Below are 13047 nucleotides of genomic sequence, written 5' to 3'. Positions count from 1 at the left end.
ACCGGATACGTGTGAGCCCCCCCCGGACCAGGGGGCTCACACGTATCCGTGTCCCGTTCAGGGACTCGGAATGTTGCGCAGGTCGGCCGAGGCCAGCGGACCATGCGCCCGACGCCTCCGCTCAGGACCGTCCGGCGCGGGTCCCCTCATGGGCGAAGGCCGCGCGCACGCGCCGCGCAACTCGACGGGCCTCTCCACCCGGATGCCGTACTCACGGGCTGCCGTGGCGATGGCCGCGTAGTCGGTGTGCGGGTCGGTCGTGGCGTGCGGAGGCAGGCCGTACTGGACGTGAGTGTCATGCCGACGTCGCGGGGGTTGTCGCACACCCCGGCGCAGAACACTGTGCGCGTTCGGCGGCGTCCACCAGGTCGGTGAGCCGGGTGACTTCGTCAGCTCCCCCGGCCGTACCCGTTCGGGCGGGAGATCAGTGAAGGGGATCAGGTCCTCCCGCCGTACGGTTGTCGAGGCCGGCCGTCGGTTCGTCGAGCAGGAGGACCGTGGGCGCTCGCAGGACCGCGCTCGCGATGACGAGGCGGCGTCGCTGGCCCTGCGCGAGCGCACCGCCCAGCAGGCCCGTCGGGGTGTCGAGGGGCAGTTGCTCCAAGGCGGCGGTTGCCAGCGCGGCCAGAAGTGTGTCGTCGTCCGCGCCCGGCGCGGCCTGCCGGAGGTTCTCGGCGACGGTCGCGTCGGCGAGACCTCCGCTTCGAGGAGGGTGAGCGGCGGCTGCAGCAGCCCTGGGACGTGTGCCTTCTGGTCAGGTCCTTGCCGATTCCGGCGCCCAGGTGCGGTGTCCCGATGTGGAACTTGTTCTCGCCCTTGTCCGTGTCGGGCACGACAAGAAGGTTGTAGCCGTTGTTGTCGGTCTTCCCGTTGCCCTCGAAGGCCTCCAGTTTCGCCGGCTGCTATGCACCCATGAACGCAGCGGTGGCGTCGCCCACGTACAGCTGTACGGGCATCAGGATGGCCAGCACTCCCGGGGTGATGGACAGGGTGCGGGCGGGCGAAGGGCAGCGCGCGTTGCCTGACCAGGTACCACGCGGCGGACCCGCCGATGAACCAACCGGCGCTGATCAGCAGCGCGAGCAGGATGTGCGGATACCGGTAGGAGACCGCCGGGTTGAACAGCACGTGCTGTTGGCGGACAAGATCCACGTCGTGATCAGCAGGGTGCCGACGACGAGCATCCAGCAGGCGAACGCCATGGTCCGGGGACGCACGCGGCCGTCGCCGTACAGCTTGATTCCTATGAACCCGGCCTCCAGGAAAAAGGCCGTGACGACCTCCATCCCGATCGTGACACCGAGGATCGGGCCGACCGCGTGGGCGCATCTTCCCCAGTTGAGGCCGAACTCGAACGTCATCACGGTACCGGCGACCACACCGAGACCGGATCCGACCGCGAATATCTTTCTCGTATTCCTCTGCTCATGTGCGACTTCGCCCACGGCGTGGGCCGGTTCAGTCCGGCCTGCCGGTGAGCTCGGTGAGGGCACGGTCGATGTCGATGTGCACGCTCTCCGTGCCCGGCGGCACGAGTGAGACCGTCCGCCGCAGGAACGCGGCGACCGCTGACTCCGCGATGTCTATCATCGCCGCGCCGCCTGAGGACCTCAGGACGATGCGGACGGAGTTCGGATGGCAACCATGCCGGGGAATCACCAGTACGTCCCCGGTACCGGTCTGCCGGTGCAGGCCCTCCGTGAGCAGCGAGCGGGCGAACACCCAGTCCACGGATCTGGTCGCGGGTGCGCCGAGGGAGAGCCGGACGGCGTAGGGGTCGGACATCTCGTAATGCAGCTCCGCGGGCAGCGGGGTCGGCGGCTCGTCCGGGACACTGACGCGCACGGTCACCATGCACATGAACGACGATGGAGGCTGGATCATTTTCATTCCCCAACAAGGGCTGCGGTGCAGAAGTGGATTTCCTTTGAATAACCCTAGAGTTCCGCGGTGAGGGCACCTTGTCGCGGAATGCATGGAATGTGGTACGAGAAAGAACCGGGAATCGAATTCAGTGTGCCGAAACCTGGGTGTCGCGCCACTCGCGGGGGGCCATTCCGTAGGTGGCCCGGAATGCCCGGCTGAAATGGGCGGCACTGGTGAAGCCCCATCGGTGCGCCACCGCGGCGATCACGGTGCCATTCCCGCGGCGTGCAAGTTCGCGCCGGCACTCCTCCAGGCGACGCCGCTGAATCCACCGGCCGACCGTGGCGTCCTCGCTCTCGAACAGCTTGTGCAGATAGCGCAGCGATATGTGGTGGGCGCGGGCAATGGTCTGCGGGGTCAGGTCGGGGTCGGCGAGATGCCGGTCGATGAATGCCTTGATCCGCAGCAGCAGTACCCGGTTCCCGCCGGGCGTGTCCGCACTCGACCGGCCGAGAACCTCGTCGGCCAGCACGCCGAGCAGGTCCACGACGTTACGGGCCATCAGCTCGCCGGCACGCGGCGGGTAGGTTCCCGCGCCGTCCACCAGCCCGGCCAGAAAGGGCGAGAGCAGACCGCGGAGGGGTGCGCCGGGGCCGAGCGGGGAGGCCGTGACATGTGCCATGTCGGACTCGCTCAGGCCCAGGACGTCTCTCGGCAGGACGAGAGACTTCATCCGAAAGGACTGGGGAAGAATCAGCCGGCCCGGACGCGCCATGTCGTAGACGTAGATGTCGCCCGGTCCGAGGAGCCTTTCTTGGCCGCCCTGCTCCAAGCGGGCTACTCCTCTGTCCAGCTGTTTGACGACCACGTAGTCGTCATCGCCGCCCTGCGCGACGTGTCGGCGCGTTCGCAGGACGGACAGGCCGTCGCCGTTCACGGTGACGGCCTGGAGCCGGCCGAGAGGTGTCGCACGGATCGTGCCGGAATACACCTCGTCGGGGACATTGATGTCCACGGCGCCGAACGTCCCGGACAGGGCCTCGCGCCAGTACGCCCGTCTGCGGTCGACGGGCAGCGAATCGGTGGTGTGGAAGCTTCCGGGGGCGATTCTTTCCTGGACCAGTGCGTCAGGTGCCATCAGATCCGGCCCTCCCTTGTGCGGTATGAGTTCACGCGAGTACGTCGGTCTTCGGGGGGTGGCTAATCAGGGGTACCCGGGGCGCACAAGGTGCACAGGGTGCCCGGGGGCTGCTCAGGCTCCGGCCTCGATGAATGCGGCGAGATGATCTCCGCCCTCCGACCGGTGTGCCTTCTCCCACACCGTGCCAGTGGGCCCGGGCGCGGCACATCGCGTGAATCCGCTAGATCACGCCGGATCAGCAGCGCGGGGCTGGGACTCGCCTCACCGGACGGCTCCGTCGGTGGCGCCGGCGGCGACGTGGCGCTGGGCGACGACGAGGAGTACGGCGGCGGGGACGGATGCCATGACCGTGGTGGCCATGACAGCGTTCCACTGGTTCGTGTGGGCACCGATGTACTGGTAGATGCCCAGGGTGATCGGCCGAACCGTCTCCGTGGTGGTCAGTGTGAGGGCGAAGAGGAAGTCGCTCCAGGTGAAGAGGAAGGTGAAAACGGCTGCGGTGATCAACGCGTTCCTGCTCACCGGGAGCACCATGGAGCAAAAGACGCGCAGCCTGCCGGCGCCGTCCACCCGCGCGGCCTCCAGGATCTCCCTGGGAATGTTCCGCATGAACGAACTCATGACGATGATCGCGAACGGGACCCCGGCGGTGGAGTCGGCGAGGATCAGTCCGAGGTAGGAGTTCAGGAGCCCCAGGTCGTTGTAGGCGCTGTAGAGCGCGTTGGCGACGACGATGCTCGGCACCATCTGGGTGATCAGGATGCCGAAGAGCACGAGGTTGGTTCCGCGGAGGCGGAACTGGGCGAGCGCGTAGGCCGCCGGCGCGGCCAGCCCGAGGCTGAGGACGACGCTGCCGAGGGCTACGACGAGGCTGGTGAAGAGGTTGCGTCCCTGATCCCGCAGGGCGGTGATGTATCCACTGAGGTCCGGATGGGAGGGGAACCAGCCTCCCTGCAGTGTGTTGCCCGTCGGCTGGAGGGAGGCGTTCACCATCCAGTAGACGGGAAACAGCATCAGCGCGAGCAGGGCGATCCCGATGATGGTGGACGGCAGGCCACGGCCCGGTGCTCGCTTCACGGGATCGCCTCTCAGGCGTTCCGGGCGCGACGGTTGGCGCGCAGATGGACGATGGCGAAGGCGAGCGAGATGACGATGAGTACGTTGCCCATCGCTGCACCCCGCCCGAACTCGAACCGCTGAAAGGACAGTTCGTAGGACTGGGTGGCGATGGTCTCTGTGGCGTTTGCCGGCCCGCCGCCCGTCACCACGAGGATGATGTCCAGCACCTTGACTGTGTAGACCACGCCCAGCACCAGCACGACGCTCACCACGGGCCGCAGCAGTGGCCAGGTGACATGACGGAACGACGCCAGCGGGCCGGCGCCGTCCAGCTTCGCGGCCTCGTACAGCTGTGGCGGGATGTCCTGCAGGCCGCCGTACAGGATCGCGGTGTTGAAGGGGACCCCGACCCAGATGTTGATGAGGATCACCGACACCAGTGCCTGTGAGGTGCCGGTGAGCCAGGGGATCCCGGACGACGAGACGTGGAGGCCGCGCAGCGCTGCGTTGACGACTCCCGTGTCAGGGTCGAGCATCCATCTCCACGTCGCTCCGGAGACGACCAGCGGCAGCAGCCACGGCAGCAGGAGGAGCGACCGCAGAACGCCGCCGAGCGGGAAGCGGCGCTGGAAGAACAGGGCGAACGCCAGGCCGAGTACGAACTGCCCGATGAGCGACCCGGCGGTGAACAGGACCGTGGTCACCAGTGCCTTGTGGAACAGGTCCGACGACAGGATCTTCGCGTAGTTCTGCACCCCTACGAATGGCGCGGCGCCCGTGTAGAACGTCGTGGACGTGTACTCCTGGAGGCTCATCACGACGTTCTTGACGATCGGGTAGCCGAAGAACAGCAGCAGGTATGCCGCGGCGGGCACGACGAACATCCACTGAGCCAGCCGTTCCCCGAAGCGCGGGTCAGTCACTGGTCGAGATCTGCTGCGCATGCCTGAGGGCTTCCTCCGGAGTCTGCTCGCCGGTCAGCGCGGACTGGATCGCGGTGTAGATCCCGGTCGCCGCCTTGGGCCACTTGACGCCGAGTTCGCTGGTACGGGCCCTCGCCGCTTCCACGCTCTTGACGAAGGCAGCCATCGACGGAACCTGCGCGGCGTACTGAGCGGCCACCACCGAGCGGGACGGCACGGTGAAGTGCTGCTTGGCCAGGGCGAGCATGTTCGAGGAGTCGTTCAGGCAGGCGAGGACCCGGGCGGCCTTCTCCTGCCGGGCCTTGGAAGCGCTCTGCGGGACCGTCCACACCTCACCGCCGAGCGGTGTGACAGGAGTCTGCCCTGTCCGGGGGACGGGGATGGGGGCCACTCCCCAGTGCAGGTCCTTGTCCTTGGCCAGCGCGGGGATCCGCCACGGGCCGTTGATCATCATGGCCGTCCTGCCGGCGACGAACTGATCGTGGACGTCGGCCTGCGTCCAGTTCAGCACCGACTTCGACATGGATCCGCTCTTCACCAGGTCGACCCAGAGCTGCAGTGCCTGCGCTGCCTGCGGAGTGTCCAGCTGCTTCTCGTCCCCGCCGTTGGACCACAGGAAGGGCAGGAACTGCCAGGTGCCCTCAAAGGTGGCGTTCGCGTCGACCGCCATGCCGTAGCGCCCGGGACGGGTCAGCCCGGCCGCCGCTGTCTTCAGCTCGTCCCAGGTCCTCGGCACGGCGACACCGGCCTTGGCGAGCATGTCCTTGTTGTAGAACAGGGCGATCGTGCTGACGTCGGGCGCCAGTCCGTACACCTTTCCCTCGTACGTGCCCGCCGACAGGATGCCCTTGGCGAAGCCGCTGGAGTCGATGCCGTACCGGTCCAGCGGGGTCAGCGCGCCGGTCTGTGCGATCTGTTGGAGGTCGGGGTTGTCCAGCATCAACAGGTCGGGAAGGGTCCTTGAGGACGCCTGCTGCAGGACCTTGGGGATGAGCGACGCCCCCGGAACGCTTGACTGCTCGACCTTTACGCCGGCGGTCTTGCCACAGGCGGTGAGCATCTCGCCCCACTGGCTGTGTTCAGGTTCGTCGGTGTAGTAGTCGAGCGCCGTGATGGAGGTGACCTTGCCCGGTGCGGACGCGGCACCGGTTCTGCCACCACACCCGGTGGCAGTCAGTGCCAGGGCTATGGCTCCGGTCAAGAGGGCGGCGGTTCGCCGCGCCGGCGGTCTGGCCGGTGAGATCATGCGTGTGCCTTCAGCGAGGGACGACTGTGGCCGGGACTGGGGTCGCAGGGGTGGGGCGGAATCCTGTATGAAGACGTGTGATCACCCTTTTCCCTGCTCAGAAGGGCTGTCGAAGCTCGTCGCCGCGACCGATGCCCTGTTCGGTGGCTTCCTGGATCATCGCGACCACGGCGTCCGGCTGTGACAGTACAACGGCGTGCGAGCCGTCCAGCAGGTATTCGGTGGCCGCCATGCGCTGTGCCATGAAGCGCTGAGCGGTGGGGTTGAGCATACGGTCGGCGGTCGCGATGGCGTACCAGGACGGCTTGGAAGCCCATGCGGGCGGGCCTGATCTGCTGGTCAGCGCGCTGTGGGCGATCGGGCGTTGTGCCACGGACATCACATTCCTCGCGTGGGGCGGCAGATCGGCGGCGTACACCTGCGGGAACCGTTCCTCACTGAGGTAGAGCTCGCTGTCCGGGTCGCCGGGAAGCTGCGCCGGAAGGTCGGCGGTGAAGGTCGCGTCGGCCGCCGGCATGGGGGGAAAGCGGCTCGTGATGTCGAGAACGCACTCGCCGGCGTCGAGGCCGAACGCTGCGACGTAGCACAGCGCCACGACGTTGTCGGCGTCGGTTGCGGCGTGCGTGATGACCGCGCCGCCGTAGCCGTGGCCGACCAGCACCACAGGAACCTTGATGTCGCGCACCACGTTTCTTATGTAGGCAGCGTCATGGGACAGGCCGCGCAGCGGGTTCGCCGGGGCGCGCACGGTCGAACCGGCAGCCTGAAGGAGGCTGATGACTCCCGCCCAGGATGAGGCATCGGTGAACGCCCCGTGCACAAGCACGACGGTCGGCGGTTGGGGGACAGGTGGCATGGCGGTGCCCTCCGATTGAGTTCGCTGTCCCAGCCAAGCGGGTTCAGGCACGGAGAGGCATCGCGTGAACGTACCAATCATCCAGAGGTCCGCTCAGTGTCGGGCAGGGCCATGACCAGGTTGGCGAGCTGGACCCGGGAGTTCACCGCCAGCTTGCGGAAGGCGGAGGTCAGGTGTGTGTTGACGGTGTGCGGGGAGACGAAGAGCAGGTCGGCGGCCGACCTGTTGGTATGGCCCTCGGCGATCAGATGCGCGACCTTCTTCTCCGAGGCCGTGAGGGCGCCCCATCCCTGGACGGGGCGCTGCGTGGGCACTGCCCTGCCGCCGCCCGCCCCTGCACCGTCCAGGTCACGCCGCAGACAGGCCGCTGCGGCGTGAGCGCCTGACTCGGCGAACGAGCCAAGGGCCTGCGTCAGGGCGGCCACTGCCTGAGGTGTCCGGCCCGCTGCCAGGAGTGCCTGTCCGAGATCGTTGTAGGCGGCGGCCCGGACCAGGGGGCGGGGGCTTTCCTTGAGCAGTGCTACGGATTCCTCCAGCAGGCCGAGATCGTTTTTCACGAGCCCGAGGGACTGCGCCGCGATGCCCGTGGCGGTCGGCACCGCAGGGTTGCGTTCGGCGTGGGTCCGGGCCTGTGCGGCCAGATCCTCGGCGAGCTCGTGGTCCGCGCCGCGCAGGGCCATGCGTATCGCGGAGTCGACCCAGTCGCGCAACAGCCGCCAGCGCATGAAGAAACCTTCCCTCTGCACGTGTCGGAGCTTGTCGACGGCCAGTCCGATGTCCCCGTCGGCCTCGGCGTGGACGGCTTCCAGGAAGCGCACCGCGGCCGTGTTGCCAGGGTTCGGTTTGACCGCCAGTCTTTCCTGCGCCGCGGCGAGATGCTCCCGAGCTGCTTCCCGGTCGCCGCGCAGCAGGGCGATCCGGGAGCGGATCACGCGCGCGTTCACCTGCTGGACGGGCACCTGTACGTCGTCTTCCAGGCGCTCCATGGTCGCGAAGCCGGCGTCGGCGTCGTCGAGCCGGCCGAGCCCCAGATCGTGCTGGCCCTGTGCCCACAGCATCATCGCCTGACGCATCGTCCCGGCGTTGTCTCCCGCTTGCAGGAGCAGCCGTCCGCTGGACGCGAAGTCGTCCATGTGCACGTGCGCGACGATCTCTTCGGGAAGGAAGGCCGAATCGATGGTGCTGAGCGCGGCGAAGCGCTCCAGCGCGACGGCGTTCTCGCCCGCGTTCTGCGCGATCTCGCCGAGCCCGGACAGGGCCAGGACATGCGCCTCCCGGTCACCGATCGCGGTGGCGGCCCGCAGCGCGGTCTCGCCGGCCTCACGCGCCGCGACAAGATCATGTCCCCGGGACAGAGCCAGAGCCCGCAGGGCGGCCAGACTCGCCGCGGCCTGAGGAGCGGCGCCTGCGACGGCGAGGGCCGATTCGGTCCGGCGGCGCAGCTCATCGGGGAGATCCATGTTCCACAGCGTCCCGCCGAGGGCGGCCTGCAGCCGGCTGAACACATCCAGTGGTGGTCGGCAGGCCAGCAGCCGGTCGCCGGTGGACAGCGCTTCTCGACTCCTGCCGGCCCGGGTCAGACAGAGGATCGCCTGCTCACCCACTTCGAACCTCAGCGGCCGGGCGGGCGGCACCAGCTCCAGGGCGCGCGTCATCAGGTCGGCCGCGAGTCCCGGTGTGACCGGCAGCACGTCCTCAGCGGCTCGCCGTAGCAGCGCCACGGCCTCCTCGTCTCCGGGCAGGGCGCTCCTGAGGATGTGCGGCACCGCGTCGATCGGCCGGCGGCCCATGGCGACAAGATGGTGGGCGGCCTGCCGGTGCAGGGCCTTGCGGGCTGACGGCGTGATATCGACGTAGACGGCCTGGCGCAGCAGATCATGCCGGAAGACCACCTGGTCGCCGTCGTCGTCCAGAAGTCCGGCGCGCATCGCCTCCTCGAGCGCAGGGATCAACGTGGCGGGTGGTTGGCCGCACAGGGCGGCGGCGTCGTAGAAGCCGAACCCGCGCCCCAGCACGGCTCCCATCTGAAGGAAGCGCAGGGTGTCGGGCTGCAGGGCTCTCAGTCTGCCGCGCACACCCACCACGAGCGTGGAGGGGACGAGATCACCCGAGGCCTCGGCGCTACCCAGCCCCGCGAGCATCTCGACCGCGAGAAACGGGTTTCCTCCGGCCCCGTCGAGCAGATCCCGTACCCGCTCGTCAACGGCTGCCCCCAGGGTGTCGCCGGCCAGTTGGCGGATGGCCGCGCCGGACAGCGGCCCCAAGGGCACAGTGACCGTCACAAGCCCGTCGGCCGCGGCCGCAACGATCTCCTCCGCCGGCCCGGCGGGGTCCGGTCGCCCGGCCAGCATCCACAGAACCGGCGAGGTCCGCAGCCGTGCCGGAAGCTGCTTCAGGGCAAACCGGCTGAGCGGGTCGGCCCACTGCACGTCGTCCAGCACGATCAGCACCGGCGCGCTGCCGGCTCTGGCTTCGATGGCCTCCGCGAGGCGCTCCACCAGCCAGATCCGCTGATCCTGATTCCGGGCGAGATCGGCGAAGGCGTCGCCGGACAGCAGTGACTGGTCGCCGTGCAGGACGCAGACTGCCAACGACGAGAGGGGCACAATGCGATGCAGCTCATCGGCCTTGCCGAGGCCGACGGAGAATCCCGCTGCCCTGGCTGTGGTGACGGCCTCGGCGAGCAGCGTGGTCTTGCCGATGCCCGGTTCCCCCTGGAGCAGGGCCAACCCGCCGCTTCCGGTGCGGGCCACCGATGCGATCAGTGCCTGAAGTTCTTCGAGTTCGGCCTCTCGGCCGCGCAGACCCCTACGGGTCAGCAATCCGCCTGACCCCGCCACTTGCGCCCCTTCCGGCCCGCACTCGCCTGCCGGAGCCGGACTCAGCCCAAGGGCGATGAGGGACCGAACGTTCGGCAGCAGATCTCTTCTCTGACGTGAAGATCCTGCCAAGGGGCGGTGGATGCGCACATCACACGGGTTCGGCCGATCATGAAGGAGGGCGTGGGATACGAACCCGTCACTCTGTGTGTTCGCGGGCGCCGACCAGGCGGGCGAGGTCGACCCGGGAGGTGATGTCGAGCTTGGTGAACGCGTGCCGCAGGTGTGAGCTCACGGTGTGCGGTGAGATCGCGAGGCGTTCCGCGGCCTGCCGGTTCGTCAGGCCTTCGGCCACCAGCCGGATCACCGCGACCTCCGAGGCGGTCAGCTCCGGCCACACGGTGACGGACCCCTTGGACGTCGTACGGCGCCGGGGTGATCCCAAGGCCCGCAGGCGGCGGCGGACGCGTGCGGCGTCCCGCTCGGCCCCGGCCTGGGTGTAGAGGTCGAGTGCCTGGTCGAGGTGGGGCACGGCGTAGACGACGCGCCGTGCGGCCAGTTTGCGCCCGGTGTCCTCGAGCGCTGAGGCCCGTGGAATCAACCGGGGGATGCCCTCGTACAACTCGATGGAGCGAAGGAGGGGAACCAGGTCGTTGTCGAGCAGCCCCCGGGCGTGCGCGGCTGCCGCTTCCAGAATCGGGAACTGCGGGTTGAGAGCTGCCCGGCGCTCCGCCACCGCGACCGCGGCCGCGGCACGTTCCGGTGCGCCGGCCCGCAAGGCCATGCGGACGAAGACGGGTGCGTCGGCCGGATCGTCCGGGCTGGCCAATGAGGGGCCGTCCAGGCCGAATGTCCCGAAGGATTCGTCGAGCAGCGTCATGGCCCGGCCGGGATTGTCTTCGGCGTCCGCCACCAGCGCCAGCAGCCACGAGCCGACGTTGCGCACGAGGATCGCCGGGTCGTTCAGCATCCGCTTCACGTCGGCCGCGTATGCTCGCGCCGCCTCCAGGTCGTTCGTGTGCAGGGCCACGCGTACCAGCGTGTACAGGAGGGTGGCGTCGGCGAAGTTGCCCATGCTCAGCTCGTCGGCCATCGCGGACGCGGCCTCGGCCTCGGCCCGCGCATCCTCCAGCCGGCCCGCGTCCAGCAGCGCCCGGGACCTGTTCATGATCCACAAGCCCATGGCCGCGGCCTGGCCCTGCCGCTGGGTCTCCCGCATACCGGCCTCGGACTCGGCGAGCGCCTCCACCGAGCGGCCCGCCGCGTTCAGCAGGAATGCCGTCCACAGGGCCTCCGGCACCCACAGCGAATGCGCGAACCCGACTTCGGCGGCCAGAGCCGAAGCCCGGTCCGCACACTCGAACGCGGCGTTCCAGTCCAACCGGTAGAACTGCACGACCGAGTCGACGGCGACGGCGGTGGCCTCGGCAGCCTTGTCCTGAGCCTGCGCCGCGGCCTGCAGGGCATCGGCCACGGCCTGGGCGGTCGCCTCGAAGTCCCCCACCATCGCCAGTTCGAGGGACCGCAGAGCAAGCAACTGGGCCCGCAGCGAGGCCGGGATACCCGCAAGAGCGGCTCCGGCCTCGGCCTGCCGAGCCGCCTCTGTGAAGTCGTACTGGCCGGACACCCGCGCCAGGCCGAGCCGCACCTGCGCTTCGGCCTCGGGCTCCATGCTGCCGGGCAGGGCAGCGGCGGCAAGTCCCCTGGCCTCGGCCGGCTGCCCGGCCTGCCAGAGCAGCAGCATCGTCTCGGCGATGATCGCCGGCCGCTCCGGGGCTTGCTCGGCGGTGAGTTCCAGCGCTTGGCGGCTGAGTTCCACCGCTGACGACGGCGCGGACGTCGCGAGGTCCGCCGCGGCGGCTCTCAGCAGTTCCACAGCCCTGCGGTCACCCGGCCCCGCACTGTCCAGGAGCAGGGCGGCCGCCTCGGTGACCGGTGCCCCGCGCGCCAGCAGTACCTCGGCGGCATGGCAGCGCAGAGCCCGGCGTACGGACACGGGCAGGCTGCCCTCGACGGCCTCGCGGATCAGGTCGTGGCGGAAGAGCAACCGGTCGTTGCGTTCCACGAGAAGATGAGACTCGAGGGCTTCCTCCACCGGCGCTATCAGCGTCGCCGTCGGCTTGTCGAGCAGCTCGGCCAGGAGGTCGACGGTGACCGTGCGGCCGACGGCGGACGCGGTCTGCACGATCTCCCGGGTCGGTTCGGAGAGCTGGTCGAGACGCTGTCGTACGGAGGTCTGGAACCGGTCGGGAAGGCGTCCGCCCGTCAGACGCGCCACGTCGTGCTCGACGATCACCGAGTGTTCGTCGCGCATGCCGCGGAGCAGTTCCACCAGGAGCAGGGGCACGCCCTCTGCCCGGCGGGCGGCGCTCAGCGTTGCCGGATCCGGCGGCGCTCCCAGTACGTCCTCGGTGATCTGGGCGACCGCGGTGTCGGTCAGCGGTCCGAGCCGGAGCCGATGGGCACCGGCCTGGGCCAGCCGGTCCAACGTCGTGCGCGCGCCAGGTGTTCTCGTATCGCTGCGGACGGCCACCAGCCACAGGATCGCGTGCGAGGACAGGCGGGCCGAGAGCGTGCGCAGGGCGAGAAGTGTCACGTCGTCCAGCCACTGGACGTCGTCCAGGATGACGACCAGTGGTGTGCTGAGCGCCGCCTGTTCCAGCCGGTCCTGCAACTCCTGCAACAGCCAGAACCGCTGTTCGGGCGCGGCCGCGAGGACGCGCAGCTTGTCCATGTCGAACAACGGCTCAGGGCCCGTCAGCAGACCGTCCAGCAGCGGGCCCAGCGGAACGAACTGGCCGTCGGGATCCGCGCCTCCGCGGAAGACCCTCAGCCCACGGCGCACCGCGGCGGCCTGAGCCTCCGACAGCAGACGGCTCTTGCCACTGCCTGGCGCGCCTTCGACGCACACGATGCCGCCGCGGCCCTGAGCCAGCGCGTCGAACCGCGCGCCGATGAAGCCCAGCTCCTCTTCCCGGCCCCGTACGGGTGGCTGCACGCCATCGGGTCCGTCGGTGGGGAACGGCTGAAAACGGTCCAAGCGGGGCCCCGTATGAGTGCGTGGCTGACAGGAGACGGAACGTGTGAAACCAGGTGAGTGGTGCCACAGCGTGCCATGACTTTCTATTGAGGAAACA

9 protein-coding genes and 1 pseudogene are annotated in these 13047 nt (G+C 69.0%); all 10 read right to left on the bottom strand.

Features of this window, described 5'->3' with window-relative positions; translation table 11 throughout:
* Positions 1–424: 424 nt before the first annotated feature.
* Positions 425–676, bottom strand: a pseudogene (locus tag ACWDAG_RS27075) (ATP-binding cassette domain-containing protein); the annotation flags it as partial.
* Between the two features lie 394 nt (positions 677–1070).
* On the bottom strand, positions 1071–1445 hold the full coding sequence (locus tag ACWDAG_RS27070) for a cytochrome ubiquinol oxidase subunit I (RefSeq protein ID WP_450698162.1): 375 nt from the start codon (positions 1443–1445) through the stop codon (positions 1071–1073).
* Between the two features lie 13 nt (positions 1446–1458).
* A complete protein-coding gene (locus ACWDAG_RS27065; RefSeq protein ID WP_450698161.1) occupies positions 1459–1884 on the bottom strand; it encodes an SsgA family sporulation/cell division regulator in 426 nt (141 codons plus the stop codon).
* Between the two features lie 127 nt (positions 1885–2011).
* Positions 2012–3004, bottom strand: a complete 993-nt coding sequence (locus tag ACWDAG_RS27060; protein WP_450698160.1) for a helix-turn-helix domain-containing protein — start codon at positions 3002–3004, stop codon at positions 2012–2014.
* 264 nt (positions 3005–3268) lie between these two features.
* The gene (locus tag ACWDAG_RS27055) at positions 3269–4084 is read right to left on the bottom strand and encodes a carbohydrate ABC transporter permease (protein ID WP_450698159.1); all 816 of its coding nucleotides are present in this window, start codon (positions 4082–4084) and stop codon (positions 3269–3271) included.
* 11 nt (positions 4085–4095) lie between these two features.
* Positions 4096–5010, bottom strand: a complete 915-nt coding sequence (locus tag ACWDAG_RS27050) for a carbohydrate ABC transporter permease (RefSeq protein WP_450698158.1) — start codon at positions 5008–5010, stop codon at positions 4096–4098.
* Positions 4982–6190, bottom strand: coding sequence for a sugar ABC transporter substrate-binding protein (locus ACWDAG_RS27045; RefSeq protein WP_450698157.1), 1209 nt, complete (start codon positions 6188–6190; stop codon positions 4982–4984). The genes ACWDAG_RS27050 and ACWDAG_RS27045 overlap by 29 nt, the downstream gene beginning before the upstream one ends.
* 142 nt (positions 6191–6332) lie before the next feature.
* Entirely contained in the window at positions 6333–7055 is a 723-nt protein-coding gene (locus ACWDAG_RS27040; RefSeq protein ID WP_450698156.1) for an alpha/beta hydrolase, read from the bottom strand.
* Positions 7056–7168: 113 nt separating this feature from the next.
* Positions 7169–9931: an ATP-binding protein gene (locus tag ACWDAG_RS27035; protein ID WP_450698155.1), complete on the bottom strand. Its 2763-nt coding sequence runs from the start codon at positions 9929–9931 to the stop codon at positions 7169–7171.
* Between the two features lie 178 nt (positions 9932–10109).
* Positions 10110–12908: an ATP-binding protein gene (locus ACWDAG_RS27030; protein WP_450698154.1), complete on the bottom strand. Its 2799-nt coding sequence runs from the start codon at positions 12906–12908 to the stop codon at positions 10110–10112.
* Positions 12909–13047 lie beyond the last annotated feature (139 nt).

This window comes from Streptomyces sp. NPDC001157 (assembly GCF_053598255.1).
This window is presented reverse-complemented; position numbering and strand designations above follow the sequence as displayed.